Annotated in this window: 21 protein-coding genes; 13 read left to right on the plus strand and 8 right to left on the minus strand. The window is 64.7% G+C overall.

Annotated elements, in window-relative coordinates:
* Window positions 1-137: 137 nt before the first annotated feature.
* Window positions 138-1,502 (minus strand): APC family permease, encoded by a 1,365-nt coding sequence (locus ACNFH5_RS22905; RefSeq protein ID WP_416749958.1) that lies wholly within the window; start codon window positions 1,500-1,502, stop codon window positions 138-140.
* Window positions 1,503-1,714: 212 nt separating this feature from the next.
* On the opposite strand from ACNFH5_RS22905, the gene ACNFH5_RS22910 reads away from it, so the two are divergent.
* The 3 genes from ACNFH5_RS22910 to ACNFH5_RS22920 all read left to right on the plus strand — a co-directional run bounded on the left by ACNFH5_RS22910 (window position 1,715) and on the right by ACNFH5_RS22920 (window position 4,791).
* Complete coding sequence (locus tag ACNFH5_RS22910; protein WP_416749960.1) at window positions 1,715-2,518, plus strand: helix-turn-helix transcriptional regulator; 804 nt, start codon at window positions 1,715-1,717, stop codon at window positions 2,516-2,518.
* A gap of 155 nt (window positions 2,519-2,673) precedes the next feature.
* The gene (locus ACNFH5_RS22915; protein ID WP_236201195.1) at window positions 2,674-3,258 is read left to right on the plus strand and encodes an HD domain-containing protein; all 585 of its coding nucleotides are present in this window, start codon (window positions 2,674-2,676) and stop codon (window positions 3,256-3,258) included.
* A gap of 141 nt (window positions 3,259-3,399) precedes the next feature.
* A complete protein-coding gene (locus tag ACNFH5_RS22920; RefSeq protein WP_416749962.1) occupies window positions 3,400-4,791 on the plus strand; it encodes an adenylate/guanylate cyclase domain-containing protein in 1,392 nt (463 codons plus the stop codon).
* 354 nt (window positions 4,792-5,145) lie between these two features.
* Here ACNFH5_RS22920 and ACNFH5_RS22925 read toward each other — a convergent pair whose 3' ends face one another.
* Window positions 5,146-6,447 (minus strand): dicarboxylate/amino acid:cation symporter, encoded by a 1,302-nt coding sequence (locus ACNFH5_RS22925; RefSeq protein ID WP_138526068.1) that lies wholly within the window; start codon window positions 6,445-6,447, stop codon window positions 5,146-5,148.
* A 364-nt stretch (window positions 6,448-6,811) separates the two neighbouring features.
* On the opposite strand from ACNFH5_RS22925, the gene ACNFH5_RS22930 reads away from it, so the two are divergent.
* Window positions 6,812-7,813 carry an AraC family transcriptional regulator gene (locus ACNFH5_RS22930; RefSeq protein ID WP_416749964.1) on the plus strand — a complete coding sequence of 334 codons (1,002 nt, stop codon included), beginning with the start codon at window positions 6,812-6,814 and terminating at the stop codon, window positions 7,811-7,813.
* A gap of 192 nt (window positions 7,814-8,005) precedes the next feature.
* Here the strand turns inward: ACNFH5_RS22930 and ACNFH5_RS22935 are convergent, their stop codons facing one another.
* The 3 genes from ACNFH5_RS22935 to ACNFH5_RS22945 are packed head-to-tail and all read right to left on the minus strand — an operon-like array spanning window position 8,006 to window position 10,691.
* Window positions 8,006-9,349, minus strand: coding sequence for an ATP-binding protein (locus tag ACNFH5_RS22935; RefSeq protein ID WP_416749966.1), 1,344 nt, complete (start codon window positions 9,347-9,349; stop codon window positions 8,006-8,008).
* Window positions 9,346-10,023: a response regulator gene (locus ACNFH5_RS22940; RefSeq protein ID WP_416749968.1), complete on the minus strand. Its 678-nt coding sequence runs from the start codon at window positions 10,021-10,023 to the stop codon at window positions 9,346-9,348. The genes ACNFH5_RS22935 and ACNFH5_RS22940 overlap by 4 nt, the downstream gene beginning before the upstream one ends.
* 56 nt (window positions 10,024-10,079) lie before the next feature.
* Entirely contained in the window at window positions 10,080-10,691 is a 612-nt protein-coding gene (locus tag ACNFH5_RS22945; protein ID WP_416749970.1) for a hypothetical protein, read from the minus strand.
* Window positions 10,692-10,888: 197 nt separating this feature from the next.
* Between ACNFH5_RS22945 and napE the strand changes: the two genes are divergently transcribed.
* The 6 genes from napE to ACNFH5_RS22975 are packed head-to-tail and all read left to right on the plus strand — an operon-like array spanning window position 10,889 to window position 15,497.
* Window positions 10,889-11,056, plus strand: a complete 168-nt coding sequence (napE, locus tag ACNFH5_RS22950) for a periplasmic nitrate reductase, NapE protein (protein WP_169940580.1) — start codon at window positions 10,889-10,891, stop codon at window positions 11,054-11,056.
* Between the two features lie 9 nt (window positions 11,057-11,065).
* Window positions 11,066-11,548 carry a ferredoxin-type protein NapF gene (gene napF, locus ACNFH5_RS22955; RefSeq protein WP_416749972.1) on the plus strand — a complete coding sequence of 161 codons (483 nt, stop codon included), beginning with the start codon at window positions 11,066-11,068 and terminating at the stop codon, window positions 11,546-11,548.
* A 7-nt stretch (window positions 11,549-11,555) separates the two neighbouring features.
* Window positions 11,556-11,858, plus strand: coding sequence for a chaperone NapD (locus ACNFH5_RS22960; protein ID WP_416750009.1), 303 nt, complete (start codon window positions 11,556-11,558; stop codon window positions 11,856-11,858).
* Window positions 11,855-14,359: a nitrate reductase catalytic subunit NapA gene (gene napA / locus ACNFH5_RS22965; protein ID WP_416749974.1), complete on the plus strand. Its 2,505-nt coding sequence runs from the start codon at window positions 11,855-11,857 to the stop codon at window positions 14,357-14,359. Before ACNFH5_RS22960 ends, napA begins: the two co-directional genes overlap by 4 nt.
* A 10-nt stretch (window positions 14,360-14,369) precedes the next feature.
* Window positions 14,370-14,888 carry a nitrate reductase cytochrome c-type subunit gene (locus ACNFH5_RS22970; protein ID WP_416749976.1) on the plus strand — a complete coding sequence of 173 codons (519 nt, stop codon included), beginning with the start codon at window positions 14,370-14,372 and terminating at the stop codon, window positions 14,886-14,888.
* Between the two features lie 9 nt (window positions 14,889-14,897).
* Window positions 14,898-15,497: a cytochrome c3 family protein gene (locus ACNFH5_RS22975; protein WP_416749978.1), complete on the plus strand. Its 600-nt coding sequence runs from the start codon at window positions 14,898-14,900 to the stop codon at window positions 15,495-15,497.
* Between the two features lie 347 nt (window positions 15,498-15,844).
* Here the strand turns inward: ACNFH5_RS22975 and ACNFH5_RS22980 are convergent, their stop codons facing one another.
* Window positions 15,845-17,053 (minus strand): lytic murein transglycosylase, encoded by a 1,209-nt coding sequence (locus ACNFH5_RS22980; RefSeq protein WP_416749980.1) that lies wholly within the window; start codon window positions 17,051-17,053, stop codon window positions 15,845-15,847.
* On the minus strand, window positions 17,050-17,721 hold the full coding sequence (locus tag ACNFH5_RS22985; protein WP_416749982.1) for a polysaccharide lyase family 7 protein: 672 nt from the start codon (window positions 17,719-17,721) through the stop codon (window positions 17,050-17,052). The genes ACNFH5_RS22980 and ACNFH5_RS22985 overlap by 4 nt, the downstream gene beginning before the upstream one ends.
* Window positions 17,722-17,943: 222 nt before the next feature.
* Between ACNFH5_RS22985 and ACNFH5_RS22990 the strand changes: the two genes are divergently transcribed.
* From ACNFH5_RS22990 to ACNFH5_RS23000, 3 genes are all read left to right on the plus strand, one after another.
* The gene (locus ACNFH5_RS22990; RefSeq protein ID WP_416749984.1) at window positions 17,944-18,744 is read left to right on the plus strand and encodes a dienelactone hydrolase family protein; all 801 of its coding nucleotides are present in this window, start codon (window positions 17,944-17,946) and stop codon (window positions 18,742-18,744) included.
* A 238-nt stretch (window positions 18,745-18,982) separates the two neighbouring features.
* Window positions 18,983-19,693 (plus strand): 4'-phosphopantetheinyl transferase family protein, encoded by a 711-nt coding sequence (locus tag ACNFH5_RS22995; RefSeq protein ID WP_416749986.1) that lies wholly within the window; start codon window positions 18,983-18,985, stop codon window positions 19,691-19,693.
* A gap of 233 nt (window positions 19,694-19,926) precedes the next feature.
* The gene (locus tag ACNFH5_RS23000) at window positions 19,927-21,300 is read left to right on the plus strand and encodes an OprD family porin (RefSeq protein ID WP_416749988.1); all 1,374 of its coding nucleotides are present in this window, start codon (window positions 19,927-19,929) and stop codon (window positions 21,298-21,300) included.
* Window positions 21,301-21,443: 143 nt separating this feature from the next.
* On the opposite strand, the gene modC is transcribed toward ACNFH5_RS23000, so the two are convergent.
* Complete coding sequence (gene modC, locus ACNFH5_RS23005) at window positions 21,444-22,547, minus strand: molybdenum ABC transporter ATP-binding protein (RefSeq protein WP_416749990.1); 1,104 nt, start codon at window positions 22,545-22,547, stop codon at window positions 21,444-21,446.
* Window positions 22,548-22,553: the final 6 nt, after the last annotated feature.

The raw sequence follows: 22,553 nt of genomic DNA on the forward strand, positions 1-22,553 counted from the left end.
GCCTGTTCAAGGTCTCGCCGAGCGCAGTTCAGGCAAGGCAAAAGCAGGCAAAAAAGCGCAGTTTACGAATGGTAAATGAGCATTTTGAGCCTGCTTCTAACGCAGCATGGACAAGCGTAGGCAGACATTGGGCAGGCTCAGAGCTTCTGAAAGGCCGGGCTGAGCTTGCCGTAGGTGCTGTAGAGAATCACCGACACGGCCAGTATCCCGACAATGATCATGACGTCCCGCGAAGAGGCGTCCAGTAGCAGGTTGAGCAACAGATAGCCGGCGCCGACCACCGCCAGCATCGCCGGCAACGGCCACAGCGGCATGCGGTACGGGTGCTCGCGGTCGCGGCGCAGCACACGGCTGAACAGCGCGCAGAGCGCCACCACCAGGTAGACCATCACCAGCAGCAGCACGGTGAAGGAAGTCAGGTCCGCCAGGTTCGAGCTGAAGCTCAGCGCCGCCGAAGGCACGCCGAGGAACAACGTGGCGATCCATGGCGACTCCCAGCGCGGGTGGATGCGGGTGAAGGCGCGGTTCATCAGCGGCGTCCACAGCTCGTCGCGGCCGCTGCTGAAAATCACCCGGCCGACCTGGATGACGATGGCGACGATGGCGTTGAATACCGAGAGGAAGATGCCGGCGCTGACCAGCCGCGACAGCGTCGCGTTGCCGTGGGCGGTGAGCAGGTAGCCGACCGGATCGGGGCTGGCGATCATGTCCTGCAGCGAAGGCGCGCCCAGCAGCAGTGCGGTCAGCGGGACGATCTCGATCGCCACCACCAGCACCAGCGACCAGATCACCGCGCGGTGCACGTTGCGCCCGCCGCACTTCATGTCCTCGGCCAGCAGCACCGCACCGCCGAAACCGTTGTAGGAGAACAGCGCAGTGCCCACGGCGCCGATCACCAGCGCCCAGGGCGCGGCGGCCAGTATCCCGCCGTCGATGTGCTGTGGCTGCACCAGTACGCTCATCGGCTGGCTGACATGGCCGAAGCCGAGCACCACGATCACCAGCAGCGCCGCCACTTCACAGAGCAGGAACACGCCGGTGATCCAGGCGTTCACGCGGATATTGAGGATGCCCAGCACGTAGCTGGCGGCGACTATCACCAGGGCGACGGTCTGGGTATCGAAGTTCGTCCCCAGGGCGTTGTTGAGGTAGGTCGCCGCCCCCGTCGCCAGTACCGGCGGGATGAACAGCAACGAGACCAGCACCGTAAGGAAGGTGGCGTAACCGGCGAGGCCGCCGAACACGCGCTTGGCGTAGACGTACTCGCCGCCGGCGGAGCTGTGCGCGCGGCCGAGTTCGGCGTAGCACCAGGCGAACATCAGGGCCAGGAAACCGGCGAAGACGAAGGCCAGGAAGGCGCCACTGCCGGCCTGCTGGATGGCGAACGGAGCGATGACAAAGACGGAACTGGCGGGGGTAACCGCCGAGACGGTGATGGCGACTACGTCGAGCACGCCCAGGCTGGGCTTGAGCGCGCTCGCTGGCGCAGGGGAAGCGCTCATATCGTTGTTTCCTCGTGTTGTTATTGGTGGCTGAGGCAGGAACGAAGACCTTGTCACGCCCTCTGTGCGGGGTGCTGCGTGGGGTGCAGTCTGGGCATGGCGAGAGGGGCGGCCAATCACCATTTGGGGTTACGCCCTCTTGACGGAGCCCAGGTAAAAGGAGGAAACCGTGGGCCCTATCCTCGCCGCACCGTTTCGGAGATATCCCGCCGATGCACACCCTGTTCCGAGAAGTCGGCATGCACGCCAACCTCGGCCGCGCCATCGAGCAGATCGGCCAGCCGCGCTTCTGGAAGCAACTGGTCCTGCTACTGCACCAGTGGCTGCCCTTCGATAACGCCCTGGCGATGTTTTACCCAGCCAGCGGCACTCCGGTGGCGCTGGAGGAATACGATGCCGAGCCCACCGCGGGCCCGGCGGCGATGGCCATCTACCTCGACGGACTGTTCCAGCTCGATCCGTTCTACCAGGCCTGCCGCGAGGGCGTGCCCAGCGGGCTTTACCGGCTGGAGGAAATATCCCCGGACCAGTTCCGCCAGAGCGAGTACTACCTCAGCTACTTCCACGACAACGTGCTGGAGGACGAGGTGCAGTTCATTCTCCAGTTGCCCGGCCAGGGTGCGCTGTCGCTGTCACTGGGCATGCGCCGGCTGTTCGATGGCGAGCAGACCGGCCTGCTGGCGATGCTCTGCCCCTGGGTGCTGGCGCTGATGCAGCAGCATTGGCAGCAACGCAGCCAGCGCCTGCTGCCAGGTACCAGCGATGGCGTGGCGGTGCAGGTGCGCGACGCCCTGAGTCAATTCGGCGCCGGCGTGCTGTCCGAGCGCGAGCTGGAGATCGCCCGGCTGATCCTGCGGGGTTACTCCTCCAAGGCCATGGCCGAGCGCCTGGCGATCTCGCCGGAAACCATCAAGGTCCACCGCCGCCATCTGTACAACAAACTCGACATCAGCTCGCAGCCGGAGCTGTTCTCGCTGTTCCTGCAATCGCTGGGGCACGACCCGGAAAACCCCTGAGCGCGCCCGGAACATCGGCCGCCATCGGCGCGGCTGATGCCGCGCCATTCGCGCGCGCCGGGACACCCCGCTGGCGCTGCACGGACACTACCGCCCACGCCCTGCGCTTCTAGACTGGTGCAGTCCCCCTCCAACAATCACAAGAGGACAGCCCGATGAACGCACGCGCCAACTTCACCCACATGGAAGACGGCAGCGCCGAGGACTGGGCGATCATCGCCAAGGACTTCGGCCAGTACGCCGCGCTTCTGCCCGACCGGATCATGACCCACCTGCGCCTGCTCGACGGCGACTTCGGCGGCTTCCCGGTGGACCGCCTGACCCACTCGCTGCAGACCGCCACCCTGGCTCACCGCGACGGCCGTGACGAGGAATATGTGGTCTGCGCCCTGCTCCACGACATCGGCGACACCCTCGGCTCGTTCAACCACGCCGACATCGCCGCGGCCATCCTCAAGCCGTTCGTCAGCGAGGAGAACCTGTGGATGATCGAGAAGCACGCGATCTTCCAGGGCTACTACTTCTTCCATCACCTGGGCCTGGACCGGCACCTGCGCGAGCAGTTCAAGGACCACCCGCAGTTCGAGCAGACCATCGAATTCTGCGCACGCTACGACGCCGCCGCCTTCGATCCGGACGGTGAAGTGCTGCCCCTGGAGTTCTTCGAACCCATGCTGCGCCGGGTCTTCGCCCAGCCCCGCCGCTCGATCTACCAGAAGCCCGACGGCACCATGGCCTGACGGTCCCGAGGCGACCGGCGGTCCGCGACGAAGAGTGGCGAACCGCCGCTGGCCCGGGGGCTGCGCATGGAATAAGATTCCTCCCAAAATCAGACGCGCAAATGGCCACGAGCCTACGCGCACCAGGGAAGTTTCTTGCGCATGAAGCCTAACGTTCTCGAGCGCCCCAGCAGTCCGCTCACCCCCGCCCCTCTGCGCGAATACCATTCCCGCGTGCTGGCTTATATTGCCGTCGCCGCGACCATCACTGCCGGCACCTTCGCCAAGTACTTCGGCTACGACATCCTCTGGATGATTCCGTACGCCCTGCTCTACCCGCACCTGGCCCAGCAGATCAGCCGCCGCTTCAAGCGCGACAACCCGCAACGCACCCGCCTGGTGCTGCTGTTCATCGACGCCCTGCACGCCGGCATCGCCACCACGCTGCTGGGCTTCTCCGAAGTGCCCAGCCTGATGCTGGTGCTGATCCTCGCGTTCTCCGCACTGATCATCGGCGGCCTGCGCTCCCTGGGCCTGGCGCTACTGGTGGCGCTGAGCGCCGCGGTGCTCAGCGCCGCGTTGATCGCCCCGGCCTACAAGGGCCAGACGCCGACCATCGTCGCCCTGGTCAGCGTGCTGTTCTCCACCCTGTACATCTGCATCACCGCCTTCTTCGTGCACCAGCAGGGCCTGCGCCTGGCCCAGGCCCGCTCGGACATCACCCTGGAGCAGGAAAAGGCCGCGCGCCTGGCCAGCAACCTGGCCAAGTACCTGTCGCCGCAGGTGTGGGAATCGATCTTCAGCGGCAAGCGCACAGTGCGCCTGGAAACCCAGCGCAAGAAGCTCACGGTGTTCTTCTCCGACATCAAGGGCTTCACCGAGCTGTCCGAGGAGCTGGAAGCCGAAGCCCTCACCGACATGCTCAACAACTACCTCAACGAGATGTCGAAGATCGCCCTGAAGTACGGCGGCACCATCGACAAGTTCGTCGGCGACTGCGTGATGGTGTTCTTCGGCGACCCGGCCACCCAGGGCGCCAAGAAGGACGCCGTAGCCGCCGTGTCCATGGCGGTCGCCATGCGCAAGCACATGAAGGTCATGCGCCAGCAGTGGCGCGCCCAGGGCATCACCAAGCCATTGGAAGTGCGCATGGGCCTGAACACCGGCTACTGCACCGTGGGCAACTTCGGCGCCGACACGCGCATGGACTACACCATCATCGGCCGCGAAGTGAACCTCGCCAGCCGCCTGGAAAGCGCCGCCGAGGCCGGCGAGATCCTCATCAGCCACGAGACCTACTCGCTGGTGAAGGACGTTTTGATGTGCCGCGACAAGGGGCAGATCGCCGTGAAGGGCTTCAGCAAGCCGGTGCAGATCTACCAGGTAGTCGACTTCCGCCGCGACCTGGGCTCCAACCCCAGCTTCGTCGAGCACGAGGTGCCGGGCTTCTCCATGTACCTGGACACCAACAACGTGCAGAACTACGACAAGGAACGGGTCATCCAGGCGCTGCAGCAGGCGGCGGAGAAGCTCAAGGACAAGATCATTCTCTGAGCCGTTTCCGCTTCGTCAGCGCATGCCGCTGCGTGCGCTTTTCTCATTGACGCACACCCTCCTCGCCGACGCCCGGCCAATCGCGGACAGAGTTCGCTCCTACGCGCGCCGACGGTTCTTCTGCAAAACCCAGCCTCCTCTGCGCGCAGCCAAGGCACAGCTGTAGGAGCGAGCTTGCTCGCGAACCCACCCAGCTCCAGAGCCGTCGGGAAACCGTTCGCGAGCAAGCTCGCTCCTACAAAAACACGCGACGATGCCAAGCACCCGCCCATAAAAAAGCCCGCTCAATTGAGCGGGCTGGAAAGGCTCCGGTGCTTCACGTTCACCGGGCCGAATTGCTCGTTGAAAAGCGCGTCAGGAAGGCTGCAGCTCAGCAGAGTTGCCCGGGCCAGCGGCCAGCTCGGCGGACAGGGTCTTCTCGTCCAGCTGCTTGCACCACTTGGCGACCACGATGGTGGCCACGCCGTTGCCAACCAAGTTGGTCAGGGCGCGGGCCTCGGACATGAAGCGGTCGATACCCAGGATCAGCGCCAGGCCGGCAACCGGCAGGTGGCCGACGGCGGACAGGGTGGCAGCCAGCACGATGAAGCCCGAACCGGTGACACCAGCAGCGCCCTTGGAGGCGATCAGCAGCACCACCAGCAGGGTCAGCTGGTGGGTGATGTCCATCGGAGTGTCGGTGGCCTGAGCGATGAACACAGCGGCCATGGTCAGGTAGATCGAGGTGCCGTCCAGGTTGAACGAGTAGCCGGTCGGGATCACCAGGCCGACGACGCTCTTGTCGGCGCCCAGCTTCTCCATCTTGGCGATCATGCGCGGCAGGGCCGATTCGGAGGACGAGGTGCCCAGCACGATCAGCAGTTCTTCGCGGATGTAGGAGATGAAGCGCAGGATGCTGAAGCCGTGGGCGCGGGCGATACCACCCAGCACGATCAGCACGAACAGCAGGCAGGTGATGTAGAAGCACAGCATCAACTGGCCCAGCTGCACCAGCGAGCCGAGACCGTACGCGCCGATGGTGAAGGCCATGGCGCCGAAGGCGCCGATGGGAGCGACCTTCATGATCACGTTGATGATGTTGAACATCACGTGGGTGATGCGATCGATGAACTCGAACACCGGCTTGCCGTAGTCACCCAGGCGGTGCAGCGCGTAGCCGAACAGCACGGAGAAGAACAGTACCTGCAGGATGTCACCGTTGGCGAAGGCGCCGACCACGGTGCTCGGGATGACGTTCATGAAGAAGTCGATGGTGCTCTGCTTCTCGCCCGAAGCGATGAAGCCGGTGAGCGCCGCGTTCTTGTTCATTTCAGCGGTCAGCGTGGCGACGTCGGCGTGCATGCCGGCGCCCGGCTGGACAACGTTGACCACGACCAGGCCGATGATCAGCGCAACGGTGGAAACGATTTCGAAGTACAGCAGCGCCATGCCGCCCGTCTTGCCCACGGCCTTCATGCTCTGCATGCCGGCGATGCCAGTGACCACGGTGCAGAAGATGATCGGCGCGATGGCCATCTTGATCAGTTTGACGAAGCCATCGCCCAGCGGCTTCATCAGTTTGGCGGTGTCGGGGTAGAAGTGGCCGAGTGCGATACCGATGGCGATGGCGATCAGTACCTGCACGTACAGGCTTTTGTAGAAGGGTTGCTTGGTCATGGCAGCTCTGTCCTCACGGGCGAGTGCTCCGACGGGGGAACACAAGACCGAACGCGTTATCTCCCTGCAATGGGAGAATTTGTTTTCAGGGCATGCCAGACGGCAGGCCTTGATCGCATATGGCAAGTGCTGTGCCAGACCTTTAAAAAAACTGTAATCCCTTTAAATTCAGCTACTTCCGTAAAAAGTCGCGGCACCGAAGGTTCGAAAAATGGCGGAAACCCGCCTTTACCCTGGCGGGTTTCCCGCCCTCTGGCGGGTACCCGCCACGACCTTCGTACCGTAGATTGTAGAACTCCGATCAGGTTCGATCGGGATTACCGCGCGGCTCCTGGACGCCCGGCCATAACAACAAGGACCGCACATGCGAGAACGCACCATTGCCAGCCACTTCGTCCGCGCCGCCATCCACGGAGCGCAACGCAAAGGGCTGAACATCCAGGCGCTGCTGCGCGACGCCGGCATCGCCCCGGCCATCCTCGAAGAGCCCCGTGCGCGGATCGACCCCGAGCAGTTCAGCCGCCTGATGCAGACGCTCTGGGAAGCGCTGGACGACGAGTACATGGGCTTCGGCAGCCTGCCGAGCAAGCGCGGCACCTTCGCCATGATGTGCAACGCGATCATCCACTGCCGCACGCTGGAGAAGGCCCTGGGCCGGGGCTCGCTGTTCTACGGCCTGTTTCCCGAGGCGCCGCGGATCGAACTGGTGCGCGACGGCGACCGCGCCCGGCTGACCCTGGACGAGACCCACTTGCGCGACCCGGACCACTTCCTCACCGAGAGCCTGCTGCTGATCTGGCACCGCCTGGCCAGTTGGTTGATCGGCCAGCGCATCCGCCTGGAGGAAGCCACCTTCAGCTACCCGGCGCCCGAGCACCAGGCCGAGTACGACCTGCTGTTCCCCTGCCCTCGCTGCTTCGCCGCCGGCAGCACCAGCCTGTTGTTGCAGGCACGCTACCTGGACATGCCGCTGCTGCAGGACGAGCGCACGCTCAAGCACTTCCTCAAGAATTCACCCGCCGACCTGCTCGCCCGCCCCGATGGCGGCGACAGCCTGACCAGCCAGATTCGCCGCCTGCTCGGCCGCGACTGCCGTAGCTGGCCGGACCTGGAACAGGTTGCCGCGCAACTGCACATGAGCCCGCAGACCCTGCGTCGCCATCTGCGGGAAGAAGGGCCGAACTTCCAGGAGCTGAAGGACCAGCTGCGCCGCGACCTGGCGATCTACTACCTGGGCCGCGAAGAACTCTCGATTCACGACATCGCCGACCAGCTCGGCTTCTCCGAGCCTTCGGCCTTCCATAGAGCCTTCAAGAAGTGGACAGGACTGACGCCCGGAGCGTATCGGGCGCAGCAGGGGGAGTGAGACGAAGGCACAGCCTCTGTCTGAAGGAACGCGTCATGAGCGCATGCGACGGGCATGGCGAGCTCCTTGCATCGGGCTGCGGTGCGGTGAGTGTTCGCGAGCAAGCTCGCCCCTACAGGGATCAACCCTGTGCCCGATTCGCCTTTTGTAGGAGCGAGCTTGCTCGCGAACTTGATCCCCGCCGACTCGCGATCAGCCCGGCAGGCGAATCCGGAAACACGCCCCGCCCAGCGCGGAATCCTCCAGCGCCAGCTCGCCGTCGTAGCTGTCGATGATGTCCTTGACCACCGCCGTGCCGATACCCTGGCCGGGGTGCTGGGTGTCCAGGCGCTCGCCGCGCTTGAGGATGCGCTCGCGCTGGCTGGCGGGAACGCCGGGACCGTCGTCCTCGATGATCAGCTCGAACATCCGGCCGTTCTTGCGCGCACTGACCTTCACCGTGGTCAGGCATAGGCGGTAGGCGTTCTCCAGCAGGTTGCCGAGCATTTCCAGCAGAGCGCCTTTTTCCAGCGGCAGGGCCAAGCCTGGCGGGATGTCGCGTTCCAGCTTCACGCGCTTGTCGTGGTAGACCTTGTCCAGCGCGCCGGCGATGGTATCCAGCAGCGGGTCGAGGGCAGCGCGGTGACGGATCAGGCCGCTCTTGCGCATCGACGCCCGCTGCAACTGATAGCCGATCTGTTGGCTCATGCGCTCGATCTGGGTCTGCAGCACCTGCACCTGGTCGCGGTTCTTCGGCTCGTCGGCGAGGGTTTCGCTGACGCCCTGTAACACCGCCAGCGGCGTCTTCAGGCTGTGGGCCAAGTCGCCCAGGGAGTTGCGGTAGCGCTCGCGCTGGGCGCGCTCGCTGTCCAGCAGGCGGTTCACCGAGTCGGTCAGGCGCAGCATCTCGGCGGGGTGATCGTCGCTCAGCCGCTCGCGGTCACCGGTCTCGATCTGGTCCAGTTCCGAGCGCAGCCCGCGCATGGAGCGGAAGCCCCAGCCCAGGCCGAGCCAGAGCAGCCCCAACAGCAACAACAGCGCTCCGCCGAGCCACAGGTAGAGTTGGTCACGGAAGCCGCTGACCAGTTCGCGGAACTCGCTTTCCGGCTGCATGGTGACGATGCTGTAGGCCGCGCGCTTGCCGCCGAGCAGGTCGATCTCCACATCGTAGACGAAGAACTCCTGGCCGGTGGCATCGCGTATGCGGGTGAACTCGTCGATCATGCCGTCGTACTTGGGCGAGTAATCGACGCTTTCGTCCTGGGCCGACGTGGAGCGCCACACCAGCTTGCCGGACTGGTCATAGATGAAGCCGAGCAACTTCGATTCGGGGAGGTTGAAATCCTCCACGGGCAGGTGGTCGGGCATGCTCAGGACATTGCCTTCGATGCGTGCCGAGGACACCAGGGTTGCCACGTCCGCCGCCAGGCGCTGCTGGATGGCGTTCTCCAGGGCGATGCTGAACGCACGCTGGAGCGCCGGCAGCAGCGCTGCCATGAACAGCACGGCGAGAATCGCCGCCCCGATCATCAGCCGCAGACGCAGCGAGCGGATCATTTACACAGCTCGTTGAAGATGTAGCCCTGGCCACGCACGGTATCGATGGGCTTGAAGCCCGCAGCGGTCTCCAGCTTGCGACGCAGGCGGCCGACCAGCACCTCGATGACGTTCGGGTCGCGCTCGTCATCGTCCGGATAAAGCTGCTCGATCAGGCGCTCCTTGGCCACCACCTGCTGGTGATGCCGCATGAGGTATTCGAGGATGCGGTACTCGAAGGCTGTCAGCTGCAGTGATTCGCCGTTGACCAGCGCCTGCTTGCGGTTGATGTCCAGCACCAGCGGGCCGGCCTCGATGCTCGACTGGGCGAAGCCGCTGGAACGACGCAGCAGGGCGTTCAGGCGCGCCTCCAGCTCTTCGAACTGGAAGGGTTTGACCACGTAGTCGTCGGCACCGGCGGCGAGGCCTTCGACCTTGTCCTGCCAGTTGCCACGAGCGGTGAGGATGAGAATGGGGAAGGTCTTGCCCTGGCTGCGGAATTCGCGGATCAGGTCCAGGCCGCTCATGCCGGGCAGGCCAAGGTCGATCATCGCCAGGTCGTGATGGTATTCGCTGGCGCGGTACAGCGCCTCTTCGGCGTTGGCGACGGCATCGACCACATGGCCTTGCTCGCCCAGCCGGGTATACAGGTGATGGCGCAACAGCGCCTCGTCTTCCACCACCAGCAGTTTCATGCGCGTGCTCCCTGAGTCAGGCAACCGGGCCACGCGGGGCCCGGTTGCGGTACCGGTCAGAACTTGTAGTTGGCGCCCAGGTAGAACTGGGAGCTGCTGTGCAGGTCAAGGGATCCCACCTTGCTGCCACCGTGCGGGCTCATCTCGGTACTCGCGTTGGTACGCAGGTAACGGTAGCCGCCCTCCACGGATGCGTTCTTGCCGAGTTCCTGGAGGATACCGGCTTGGGCGCCAAGGGCGTAACCCACATCGCTGTCGCGGCTGTAGCCCTTGGAGTCCTGCTCCAGCTTGACCAGCCCGGCGGTGCCGCCGCCGAACAGCTTGGTGCCCTGGTCGCCCAGCGGCAGGAAGGCGTCGTAGCTACCGAGCAGGTTCTGCTGGCGCAGCTTCAGGCCGTTCTCGGTGTCGGAGACATTTTCATAGGTGATGTAATAGCGGCCCTGCTCCATCTGCTGGCCGGCGCGCACGCCCCAGGTGCCGCTGTTGTTGATCACGCTGTCGAATTTCGGGTTACCCAGGTTGCGGTTCAGCGCATCGGATTTCTGGATGTTGTTGCTGGTTTCGCCCCAGGTCATACCGACGAAGGTGTCGGCGGCATTGGCGGCGGTAGCGGCGACGCTGGCACCGAGGATGGCGGTGGCGAGGGCGATTTTCTTCATGGCTTTCATTGGGATTCTCCCGTCAGAGGTCAGTAATGTGTTGACGGGGAAAAGGTTACGAGGCGGGCTCTGAACGGAACCTGTCAGAGCGCTGAACCATCGCTGAACGAAAGCGCTGTATGAAAAAAGAATACCGCATGCGGGATTTTGCCCACACTCGGAGCAGGGACTAGGCTGATTCCAGTCGTTGGCGGGAGGCTGACCAAATGACTGAAGAGACCGGACCCGGCACGGATAAAGGCAAGGAAACCCGGCTGTTCCTGTTCCTCGTGATCTGCCTGTTCCCTCTGCTCTCCGTGGCCATCGTCGGTGGCTACGGCTTTATCGTGTGGATGTACCAACTGGTGGTGGGGCCGCCCGGCCCCCCGTCCTAGGGGATCGTGATGCTCGCCCGACGCGCCCTGCTGCGGCGCCTGGGCGGTGCGCCTGAAGTACGTCGCCCGCCATGGACTGCCACCGCCAGCGAATTCCTCGAAGGCTGCACGCGCTGCAATGCCTGCATCGACGCTTGCCCGGAGCACGTGTTGCGTATCGGCGATGGCGGCTATCCGCAGCTGGACTTCTCCGACAACGGTTGCAGCCTGTGCGGCGACTGCGCACGCGTCTGTGAGGCCGAGGTGTTCGACCTGAGCCGCGAGGCCTTTGCCTGGCGCGCGCAGATCGATGACCACTGCCTGGCCCGCGCCGGCATCCATTGCCGCAGCTGCGACGACGCCTGTGAACCACGCGCGATCCGCTTCCGCCCGCAGCTGGGCGGCCCGTCCCTGCCCACTCTCGATCCGAACCTGTGCACCGGCTGCGGCGCCTGTGTTTCGCCCTGCCCCGGTAACGCCATCCACCTGAACCGTGAGGCCCACCATGCCTGAGACCCAGATGCCAGAGAGCATCCAGATCGCCAGCCTGATCGTGCATACGCGCCCCGAGCTGCTTGAGGCGGTGAAGGCCAACCTGCTGCGCCTGCCGAACCTGGAAGTCCATCAACAGAGCCCCCAGGGCAAGCTGGTCGTGGTGCTCGAAGCCGAGCATGAGGCGAGCATTCTCGACAACCTCAATGCCATCCAGAACCTGCCCGGCGTCCTCAATGCCGTGCTGATCTACCACGAGATCGTCGAATCGCCGGAATACCCGCAGATTGACCCCGAACCCGCGCTCGCCCAGGCCGGAGGTGCCCGATGAACCTGACTCGCCGCCAGTTCGCCAAGGCCAATGCCGCCGCTATCGCCGCGGCCGCCGCCGGACTGCCGATCCTGAGCTCCGCCAGCAACCTGGTCACCGAGGCGGACATGACCCGCCTGGACTGGAACAAGGCGCCCTGCCGTTTTTGCGGCACCGGTTGCAGCGTGATGGTCGCCACCCGCGACAACAAGGTGGTCGCCACCCACGGCGACATCAAGGCCGAGGTCAACCGCGGGATCAACTGCGTGAAGGGCTACTTCCTGTCCAAGATCATGTACGGCAGTGACCGCCTGACCCGACCGCTGCTGCGTATGAAGGACGGCAAGTTCGACAAGCAGGGCGAGTTCCAGCCCATCAGCTGGGACGCCGCCTTCGACATCATGGCCGAGAAGTTCAAGGCCGCGCTCAAGGCCAAGGGCCCGACCTCCGTGGGCATGTTCGGCTCTGGGCAATGGACGGTCTGGGAAGGCTACGCCGCCAACAAGCTGTTCAAGGCCGGCCTGCGCAGCAACAACATCGACCCCAACGCGCGGCACTGCATGGCCTCGGCGGTGATGGGTTTCATGCGCAGCTTCGGCATGGACGAGCCCATGGGCTGCTATGACGACATCGAGGCCACGGATACCTTCGTGCTCTGGGGTTCGAACATGGCCGAGATGCACCCGGTGCTCTGGTCGCGGGTCACCGACCGCCGATTGAGCGCAGGGCAGGTCAAGGTCGCCGTGCTGTCCACCTTCGAGCACCGCAGCTTCGACCTGGCGGACATACCGATGGTGTTCAAGCCGCAGACTGACCTCTACATCCTCAACTACATCGCCAACCACATCATCGAAAGCGGCGCGGTGAACCGCGACTTCGTCGACAAGCACACCCGCTTCGCCCACGGCGCCGAGGACATCGGCTACGGCCTGCGGCCGGACAATCCGCTGGAGAAGCAGGCGAAGAACTCGGACAAGGCCAATACCTGGAGCGACATCGACTTCGAGCAGTTCGCCGCCTTCGTCAAACCCTATACGCTGGAGCGCACGGCCAAGGAAAGCGGCGTCCCGGCCGAGCGCCTGAAGGCCCTGGCCGAGCTGTACGCCGATCCGAAGCGCAAGGTGGTGTCGTTCTGGACCATGGGCTTCAACCAGCACACCCGCGGGGTCTGGGCGAACAACCTGATCTACAACATCCACCTGCTCACCGGGAAGATCAGCGAGCCGGGCAACAGCCCCTTCTCGCTCACCGGCCAACCCTCGGCCTGCGGCACCGCGCGCGAAGTCGGCACTTTCGCCCACCGCCTGCCGGCAGACCTGGTGGTGACCAACCCGAAACACCGCGAGACCGCCGAGAAAATCTGGAAAGTACCCGCAGGTACCATCCAGGAAAAGATCGGTTTCCACGCCGTGCAGCAAAGCCGGATGCTCAAGGACGGCGTGCTCAACGTCTACTGGACCCAGGTCTGCAACAACATGCATGCCGGGCCGAACATCATGCAGGAAGTGCTGCCGGGCTGGCGCAACCCGGAGAACTTCGTGATCGTCTCCGACGTCTACCCGACCGTTTCGGCGCAGGCCGCGGACCTGATCCTGCCCAGCGCCATGTGGGTGGAAAAGGAAGGCGCCTTCGGCAACGCCGAGCGCCGCACGCAGTTCTGGCACCAGCTGGTGAAGGCGCCGGGCGAGGCGAAATCCGACCTCTGGCAACTGGTGGAATTCTCCAAGCGCTTTACCACCGACGAGGTCTGGCCCGCCGAATTGCTGGCCAAGGCGCCGCAACTCAAGGGCAAGACGCTTTACGAGGTGCTGTACAAGAACGGGCAGGTCGACGCATACGAGAACGACGAGATCACCAAGGGCTTCGAGAACGACGAGGCCAAGGCCTTCGGCTTCTACATCCAGAAGGGCCTGTTCGAGGAGTACGCCAGCTTTGGCCGCGGTCACGGCCATGACCTCGCGCCCTTCGACGCGTATCACGAAGCCCGCGGACTGCGCTGGCCGGTGGTGAACGGCAAGGAGACCCTCTGGCGCTACCGCGAGGGCCACGACCCCTACGTCACCGCCGGCAGTGGCGTGCAGTTCTACGGCTACCCGGACAAGAAGGCGATCATCTTTGCCCTGCCCTACGAGCCGCCGGCGGAAGCTCCGGACAAGGAATATCCCTTCTGGCTCTCCACCGGCCGCGTGCTCGAACACTGGCACACCGGCTCCATGACCCAGCGCGTGCCGGAGCTCTACAAGGCCGTGCCGGATGCCGTGGTGTACATGCACCCCGACGACGCGCGCGACCTGAAGGTGCGCCGGGGCAGCGAGGTGAAGGTGATCAGCCGGCGCGGCGAGATCCGTGCGCGCATCGAGACACGCGGCCGCAACAAGCCGCCGCAGGGCCTCGTTTTCGTGCCCTTCTTCGACGCCAACAAGCTGATCAACAAGGTCACGCTGGACGCCACCGACCCGATCTCCAAGCAGACCGACTACAAGAAATGCGCGGTGCGCATCGAACTGGTCAGCCTGGCCTGAGGAACGCGCGATGAAACCGATACTGCCCGCCCTGCTCCTGCTGCTGATCGGCTTGCCGGCCCTGGCCGCCGACGTCAACTACCCACTGGACGCGCCCGCCCCGGACGGCCGCCGTCCTGGCGGCACCATTTCCCAGGACCGCCCGGCGCCGCCCCTGGCCAACGACGAGAACAAGGACATCCGCCGCGAACGCGCCTACCCCGAACAGCCGCCAACCATCCCGCACACCATCGCCGGCTACCGCATCGATACCAACTCCAACAAGTGCCTGTCGTGCCACAGCCGCGCCAACAGCGCGCGGGTGCAGGCACCGATGATCAGCATCACCCACTACATGGACCGCGACGGTCAGGTGCTGGCCGCCGTGGCGCCGCGCCGCTACTTTTGCGTGCAGTGCCACGTGCCACAGAAGGACGTGCAGCCGCTGGTGGGCAATACCTTCGAGGACATCGACAAGATTCTCCGGCGCGATGCGGCCGCCGGGAAATCCGCCAGCACCGACGACGGCACATCCACCGGCAACCCCTGAGGAGGCGCCATGAAAGCACTATTCGCCTGGCTCAAGGGTTACTGGGTCGTCCTGCGCCGGCCCAGCGTGCACTACAGCCTGGGCTTCCTGACGCTGGCCGGATTCATCGCCGGGATCATCTTCTGGGGCGGCTTCAACACCGCGCTGGAAGCCACCAACAGCGAGCAGTTCTGCACCTCCTGCCATGAGATGCGCGACAACGTCTTCGCCGAACTCAAGGACACCATCCACTACAGCAACCGTTCCGGCGTGCGCGCCACCTGCCCCGACTGCCATGTGCCGCATAAGTGGACCGACAAGATCGCGCGCAAGATGCAGGCTTCCAAGGAGGTCTGGGGCAAGATCTTCGGCACCATCAACACGCGGGAGAAGTTCCTCGACCATCGCCGCGAACTGGCCGAACACGAATGGGCGCGGCTCAAGGCCAATGACTCGCTGGAATGCCGCAACTGCCACAACTTCCAGTTCATGGACTTCACCCGCCAGAGCCAGCGCGCGAGGCAGATGCACTCCACCGCCCTGGCCTCGGGCGAGGCGACGTGCATCGATTGCCACAAGGGTATCGCCCACCACTTGCCGGACATGACGGGGGTGAAGGGCTGGCAGTGAATATCGCCTGAGCCACGATCGCGGACGAAGCCCACCCCTCACCCCAACCCTTTCCCTGGGGGAGAGGGTTGGGGTGAGAGGAATGCGCAGGAGCCGACTTACCTGAAGAAGACGGCTGCTCCTACGAAACCTGATACCTGCGTAGGAGCGGACTCCGTCCGCGATCGGCTCTCGGCGCCGCCGGAGTCAAGGGGTTCGCGAGCAAGCTCGCTCCTACAGTGGTGCGTTACGCTCACCCTCGAACAAAGCTGCTCTTCGTGGGAGCGAGCTTGCTCGCGAACCAATCGCCGCCACAAACGGAAAGCCCCGGCCAGTGCCGGGGCTTCCCCTGAGTCAGAAGGGATCGATCAACCGCCCTTCAGCGCCTTCAGAATCTTCTGCCCTGCGCGCCCATCCGCCGGCGTCAGGCCAAGCTTGTTCTGCTCCTGCTGGATCGCCTTGCGCGTCACGTCGCCGATCATGCCGTCAGCCTGGCCGATGTCATGGCCACGCTGGATCAGCAGCTCCTGCAGTTCCTTGCGCTGCGCCCGGCTCAGGCCCGGATCGTCGGTCGGCCAGGGCGTGCGCAGGCCCTGCTCGCCGCGCAGTCGGTCAGACAGCAGGGCGATGGCCAGCGCATAGCTTTCCGCCGCGTTGTAGGAATAGATCGCGTCATAGTTGCGCAGCACCAGGAAAGCCGGCCCGTTGGCACCGGCCGGCAGCAGGATCGCCGCCTTGGAGTCGATGCTGGGGATCGGCTTGCCGTCGACTCGCTTCACGCCACGAGCGGTCCAGTCCGACAGCGCCCGGCGCTTGGTGCGCCCGGCCAGCGAGGCATCAAAACCCGCCGGCAGTTTCACCTCGTAGCCCCACGGCTGCCCCTCCCGCCAGCCGGCCTTGCGCAGGTAGTTGGCGGTGGACGCCAAGGCGTCGGCGGTACTGCCCACCAGGTCGCGGTGGCCATCACCGTCGAAGTCCTCGGCGATGCGCGCGTAGGTGGAAGGCATGAACTGCGTCTGGCCGAAGGCGCCGGCCCAGGAGCCGGTGATGCCGCTGTCGCGGATATCACCCTGCTGCAGCAGCTTGAGGGTGGCGATGAACTCGCCCTGGAAGAACGACTGGCGCCGCCCGTAGCAGGACAACGTCGACAACGACACCAGCAGCGGGCGCTTGCCGGTGATGCGGCCGTAATCGCTCTCCACGCCCCAAACGGCCACCACCGTGGCAGGGTCGACCTGGTAACGCGCGGCGACCTTGCGCAGCAGGTCGGCATGTTCGGCCATCCGCGCCTTGCCGTCGGCAACACGCTGGTCGTCCACCAGCCCGGCCAGGTAGTCCCAGATCGGCGTGGTGAACTCGGGCTGGGCGTCCAGCAGCGGCAGCACGGTCATGTCCGGCTGTAGGCCCTGAGTGAACTGCGCAAAGCTGGCGGCGCTGACGCCTTTGGCCTGGGCGGCGCCCTGCAGGCGGTTCAGACAGCTGGCGAAATCGTCGCCGGGCGCGGCCTGTGCCAGTGTCGCCGGCAGCAGCAGGGACAAGGCCAGCGATACTCGGCGTGCGGAGGAGAAAGTCTTCATTGGTGTCGAATGCTCAGATCGGTAAAGGTGGCACGCCCGCCTTCGCTGGCGGGCCCGCGATTGTCCTGCAGGTAGAGACCTGCCTTGAAGTACAGGCCCTGGTAGGCCCATTTCGTGTCCAGTTGCTGGCTGACCTGACCGTCCTTGACCTGCACGCTCAGCACTCCGCTGCTGGACACGCCCAGCCGGTAGGTGAAGGTATCGCCCAGGGGAATGCCGTCATAGACGGTATAGGTACGCGTGGTGATGTCGTCGGGCCGATCGCGAACCAGCGCCTGTACCCGCGCCTTGTCCAGGCGCTGCTGGTAGACCAGCTTGACCAGCGGCAGGGCCTCGGCGCTGCCGCTGCCGTTGCTGTGGATCTGCCCGATCACCATGCGTCGACTGGACGGCACAGCTTCTACCCGCAGGGTAGCGACCATCAGGTTCTCCGCCAGCGGATAGCGCCAGGTCACCAGGCGGCCGTCGGGCTTGGTCTCGCGCAGCTCGGTACGGGGATATTCGCTGCCGCTGGTATGGGCGCCGTTCACCGGCACCCAGAACTCCACGCCATCGGCGCTACGGCGGAAATACGGGCTCTGGTAATCACGGCTGAGTTTCGCCGTGGAAATGGTCGCGGCCGGGCCGCGTTGGGGAATGGTCAGATTCCAGGTGCTCAGGTCCAACATCGGCCTATCGCTTCGCGGGTCAGGACATGGGCGCAAGGGTAGACGAGGCTGTCGGACTTTTCACTCGCCCCTCCTTCTATCTTGCGACCAACAACCGCGCTCTTGAGCGGTTGCATGCAGGCTGCACGGGCGTTTTCCGCGTCACCGGCTATCTTCTCTGGGGCCCGCACCTATCGCCCATCGCCACGGCCAACGCCACGGCCAACGCCACGGAGAGACACCATGCGACTGCTCACCGCCCTGCTGCTGTTCGCCTTTGCGGCCAGCGCCACAGCCGCGATCAAGACCCAGGAAATACCCTACGAGTCCACTGACGGCACGAAGATGATCGGCTACTTCGCCTACGACGATGCCAAATCCGGCATCCGTCCCGGCGTCATCGTCGTTCACGAATTCTGGGGCCTGAACGACTACGCCAAGCGCCGCGCCCGCGACCTCGCCGCGCTGGGCTACAGCGCGCTGGCCATCGACATGTACGGCAACGGCAAGCATACCGAGCATCCCAACGACGCCAAGGCCTTCATGGCCGAGGCTCTGAAGAACGCCGACGCCGCCAAGGCGCGCTTCCAGGCGGGCCTTGAGCTACTGAAGAAGCAGCCGCAGACCGACCCGAGCAAGATCGCCGCCATCGGCTACTGCTTCGGCGGCAAGGTGGTGCTGGACATGGCCCGCGCCGGCCTGCCACTGGCCGGCGTGGCGAGCTTCCACGGCGTGCTGGCGACCCAGACGCCGGCGCAGCCGGGGGCGATCAAGGCGAAAATTCTGGTGGAACACGGCGGCGCCGATACCCTGGTACCGGCGGAAAGCGTTGCCGCCTTCAAAAGCGAGATGGACAACGCCAAGGCCGACTACAAGCTGGTCATCCAGCCGGGCGCCAAGCACAGCTTCACCAGCCCGGACGCCGACAAGCACAAAGGCCATGGCCTGGACGTGGGCTACGACAAGACCGCCGACCAGAAGTCCTGGGCGGACTTGCAGGCCTTCTTCAAGGAAGTCTTCGACGTGAAGCCTGAGGGCGCGTAAAAACGCCGGGCAATAAAAAACGGGAGCCCATTCGGGCTCCCGCACTCAATCAAGTGTAAAGGTCAGAGCCCGCCTTGGCGGCACTCCAACAACAACCTCACCTGCGTCCCCTTGGGAACGCGGTGCGCAGTGTGTCAAAGCTTGTAGGACGAATCCGTACGCCTTTGGTGAAGGTTTGCAAAGGAATGTAAGTGCCGCGTGACTGGTGAGCCACGTTCTGGCGCGGCAGAATGCTTCCATGACTGCCCTCCCCGATTTCTGCACCCCACTCGACGCCGACTGGCCGCTGCCCACTCCCCTGGCCGGCTGCCAATTGCGCAGCACTCACTTCGACCGCCAGCGCCTGCACGCCGGGGATTTCTCCCAGAGCTGCGTCGAGGCGCCGGCCAACATCCAGCGCTCCGTCGCCAAGCGCCAGGCCGAGTACCTGGCGGGGCGAATCTGCGCCCGCGCGGCATTGCTGGCAGCAGGCTCGGCGGCCTGGGTACCGGGCACCGACGAGGAGCGCGCGCCGGTCTGGCCGGCGGGATTCTGTGGCTCGATCACCCACGGCGACGGCTGGGCGGCAGCCATCGTTGCGCACGAGAGCCACTGGCGCGGGCTCGGCCTGGACGTGGAGAACCGCCTGGAAACCGCGCGCGCACAAAGACTGGCCGAAGAAATCCTCACGCCCGACGAACTGGCGCGCCTCGATCCGCGGCAGGCGGCGCTGCAGGTCACCCTCACCTTTTCCCTCAAGGAAAGCCTGTTCAAGGCGCTCTTCCCGCTGGTGCGCAAGCGCTTCTACTTCGAGCACGCCGAGCTGCTGAGCTGGTCCGCCGGGGGGCACGCGCGCCTGCGCCTGCTTACCGACCTGTCGGAGGAATGGCATCACGGCAAAGAAATCGACGGGCAGTTCAGCCTGTTCGATGATCGCCTGCTGAGCCTGGTGGCCATTCCCTCGATATAGAGCAGCGATCCGACCGCTGCGACTGACAGACACATCTGAAAGTCTTGACTTAAAAGTCAGAATTTGGCGTTATGCACGCCGCCCAGACATTCCCGTACCTCTTTTGATCCTCGGATATTGCCTTCAGAGGAATCGTCAGCAGGACTATCGGTATATAGAATTCTATACACCCAAACGGCAACGTCTGGTTCTTGGGGTCCCCACAAAAAGAAATGACCATCGGAGCAAACGTAATGACCAGAAATACCCTGGCGCTCGCCATTGCGGCCGGCTCGCTCGGCCTCATCGCGCAATCGGCCCACGCCGGCGGCTTCATCGAAGACAGCAAGGCCAGCCTGACCCTGCGCAACTTCTACATCAACACCGACAACCGCAACGGCACCGCCTCGCCCAGCAAGCAGGAAGAATGGGGCCAGGGCTTCATGCTCAATTACTCCTCCGGCTTCACTCAGGGCACCGTGGGCTTCGGCGTCGACGCCCTGGGCCTGCTCGGCGTACGCCTGGATGGCGGCGGCAAGTCCGGCAAGGCCGGCGTCGATCGCCAGCCCGGCACCATCTTCCCGCTGGAAAGCGATGGCAGCGCCGTCGACGAGTTCAGCAGCTTAGGGCTCACCGCCAAGGCGAAGGTCTCCAAGACCGAATTCCGCTACGGCACCCTGCAGCCCAAGCTGCCGGTGGTGGTCTACAACGACGCCCGCCTGTTGCCGATGACCTACGAAGGTGGCCAGGTCACCTCCACCGACATCGACAACCTGACCCTGACCGGCGGCCAGCTGACCCACACCAAGGGCCGCAACTCCACCGACTGGCGCAGCATGTCCATCGCCGGCGCCAACGGCAGCTCTGCCAGCTCCCGCGACAGCAACAAGTTCTACTTCGCCGGCGGCGACTACAAGGCGACCAAGAACCTGACGCTGTCGTACTACTACGGCGAGCTGGACAACTTCTACAAGCAGAACTACCTCGGCCTCGTGCATAGCTTGGCTGTAGGACCGGGCACCCTGAAGTCGGATATCCGTGTGTTCATCAGCGATTCCGACGGCAAGAACGGCAGCGCCTCCGGCCGCGCCGACGGCTATGTCAGCAGCGGCTACTACGGCGGCAACAGCCTCAAGGGCGAAGTCGACAACAACGTTTACAGCGGCATGTTCACCTACGCCCTGGGCGGCCACAGCATCGGCGCCGGCTACCAGGTGCTGACCGGCGACAGCGACTTCCCCTACCTGAACCGCGGCGACGGCGAAGGCACCAGTACCTACCTGATCTCCGACGCCCAGTTGCTGAAGTTCAACCGCGCTGGCGAGCGCACCTGGATCGGCCGCTACGCCTACGACTTCGCCGACCTCGGCGTGCCCGGCCTGACCTTCAGCGTGCTCTACCTGAACGCCGACAACATCGACACCAAGCAAGGCGACAAGGGCGAATGGGAGCGCGACATCGCCCTGGGCTACGTGGTACCCGAAGGCACCTTCAAGGGCTTGGGCCTGGCCTGGAAGAACGCCGCCATGCGCAGCGGCCTGCCGGCGGCCTCCACTCCGGGCGTGCCCAGCCAGCGCGACCAGGACGAGAACCGCCTGATCGTCAGCTACACCATCCCGCTGCTGTAAGGCATGGAGTGAAATGAAGAAGGGCGGCCATGAGCCGCCCTTTTTCTTTCTGTAGGAGCGAGCTTGCTCGCGAACCTTCGTCGCACCAGAACTTCCTCTGCCACGGCTGTTCGCGAGCAAGCTCGCTCCTACAAAGAGGTGCGTCAGGCCAGCAATGCCACTGACTTGATCTGCGCCCATACCGCCTGGCCGATCTGCAGGCCGAGCTGGTCGTGGGAATATCGGGTAATCCGCGCCAGCAGCGGCTTGCCAGCTACATCCAGCTTCACCAGCAGATGCGCCGGATTGTCCGTCGAAACGATCTCGACCACGGTTGCCGGCAGTACGTTGAGGATGCTGCTGTGCGCCGCTGGCTCCAGGCTCAGGCTGACGTCCCGCGCCTGTACCTTGATGCGCAGCGCCCTGCCCTTGTCCATCGGTGTGTGGGCCAGACGGATGCGCTGCTCGCAGTGCGGCAGAGAAACCGAGAGCAAACCGTAATCAGGATCATGGGAAACCACGTGGCCATCGATGACTACGCCGGCATCTTCCAGATGCGAAATCGGCAGGTCAGTGCGCGCCAGGGTGTCCATCACCGGGCCACTGGCGATGGAACGCCCCTGGTCCAGCAGCACCAGGTGGTCCGCCAGCCGCGCCACTTCATCCGGCGAATGGCTGACGTAGAGAATCGGAATATCCAGTTCGTCGTGCAGGCGCTCCAGGTACGGCAGGATTTCTGCCTTGCGCTTGAGATCCAGCGCCGCCAGCGGCTCGTCCATCAGCAGCAGGCGCGGGCTGGTCAGCAGCGCGCGAGCCATGCCGACACGCTGGCGCTCGCCACCGGACAGGTGCCCCGGCATGCGCTCCAGCAGATGGCCGATGCCAAGCAGTTCGGTGGCCTGCTCGAGCTCCACACGATGCTGGTCGCGCGGCACGCGCTTCATGCCGTAGGTGAGGTTGCGCTTCACCGACAGGTGCTCGAACAGGTTGGCGTCCTGGAACACATAGCCCAGCGCGCGCTTGTGCGGCGGCAGGAACACGCCCGTGGCGCTGTCCTGCCAGACTTCGCCGTTCACCACCAGCCGGCCGAGCGGTGCCCGCTCAAGGCCCGCCACACAGCGCAGGCAAGTGGTCTTGCCCGAGCCGGAATGGCCGAACAACGCCGTCACGCCTTTGCCCGGCAACTGCAGGTCGACGTCCAGGCTGAAGCCCGAGTAGGCGATCTGGAAGCGGGCTTCGATGGCGCGCGCGGAAAGCTCTTGCGACATGCCCAC

The organism is Pseudomonas sp. NY15435 (assembly GCF_048068295.1).
Taxonomy (GTDB): Bacteria; Pseudomonadota; Gammaproteobacteria; order Pseudomonadales; family Pseudomonadaceae; genus Pseudomonas.

Coding starts and splice junctions, on each gene's coding strand:
- ACNFH5_RS22970 (WP_416749976.1), top strand. CDS start 14,370: ATGAAACCGATACTGCCCGCCCTGCTCCTGCTGCTGATCGGCTTGCCG.
- ACNFH5_RS22915 (WP_236201195.1), top strand. CDS start 2,674: ATGAACGCACGCGCCAACTTCACCCACATGGAAGACGGCAGCGCCGAG.
- ACNFH5_RS22960 (WP_416750009.1), top strand. CDS start 11,556: ATGCCAGAGAGCATCCAGATCGCCAGCCTGATCGTGCATACGCGCCCC.
- ACNFH5_RS22935 (WP_416749966.1), bottom strand. CDS start 9,349: ATGATCCGCTCGCTGCGTCTGCGGCTGATGATCGGGGCGGCGATTCTC.
- ACNFH5_RS22925 (WP_138526068.1), bottom strand. CDS start 6,447: ATGACCAAGCAACCCTTCTACAAAAGCCTGTACGTGCAGGTACTGATC.
- ACNFH5_RS22975 (WP_416749978.1), top strand. CDS start 14,898: ATGAAAGCACTATTCGCCTGGCTCAAGGGTTACTGGGTCGTCCTGCGC.
- ACNFH5_RS22980 (WP_416749980.1), bottom strand. CDS start 17,053: ATGAAGACTTTCTCCTCCGCACGCCGAGTATCGCTGGCCTTGTCCCTG.
- ACNFH5_RS22995 (WP_416749986.1), top strand. CDS start 18,983: ATGACTGCCCTCCCCGATTTCTGCACCCCACTCGACGCCGACTGGCCG.
- ACNFH5_RS22940 (WP_416749968.1), bottom strand. CDS start 10,023: ATGAAACTGCTGGTGGTGGAAGACGAGGCGCTGTTGCGCCATCACCTG.
- ACNFH5_RS22990 (WP_416749984.1), top strand. CDS start 17,944: ATGCGACTGCTCACCGCCCTGCTGCTGTTCGCCTTTGCGGCCAGCGCC.
- ACNFH5_RS22930 (WP_416749964.1), top strand. CDS start 6,812: ATGCGAGAACGCACCATTGCCAGCCACTTCGTCCGCGCCGCCATCCAC.
- ACNFH5_RS22905 (WP_416749958.1), bottom strand. CDS start 1,502: ATGAGCGCTTCCCCTGCGCCAGCGAGCGCGCTCAAGCCCAGCCTGGGC.
- napF (WP_416749972.1), top strand. CDS start 11,066: ATGCTCGCCCGACGCGCCCTGCTGCGGCGCCTGGGCGGTGCGCCTGAA.
- napE (WP_169940580.1), top strand. CDS start 10,889: ATGACTGAAGAGACCGGACCCGGCACGGATAAAGGCAAGGAAACCCGG.
- ACNFH5_RS22920 (WP_416749962.1), top strand. CDS start 3,400: ATGAAGCCTAACGTTCTCGAGCGCCCCAGCAGTCCGCTCACCCCCGCC.
- napA (WP_416749974.1), top strand. CDS start 11,855: ATGAACCTGACTCGCCGCCAGTTCGCCAAGGCCAATGCCGCCGCTATC.
- ACNFH5_RS22985 (WP_416749982.1), bottom strand. CDS start 17,721: ATGTTGGACCTGAGCACCTGGAATCTGACCATTCCCCAACGCGGCCCG.
- ACNFH5_RS23000 (WP_416749988.1), top strand. CDS start 19,927: ATGACCAGAAATACCCTGGCGCTCGCCATTGCGGCCGGCTCGCTCGGC.
- ACNFH5_RS22910 (WP_416749960.1), top strand. CDS start 1,715: ATGCACACCCTGTTCCGAGAAGTCGGCATGCACGCCAACCTCGGCCGC.
- modC (WP_416749990.1), bottom strand. CDS start 22,547: ATGTCGCAAGAGCTTTCCGCGCGCGCCATCGAAGCCCGCTTCCAGATC.
- ACNFH5_RS22945 (WP_416749970.1), bottom strand. CDS start 10,691: ATGAAAGCCATGAAGAAAATCGCCCTCGCCACCGCCATCCTCGGTGCC.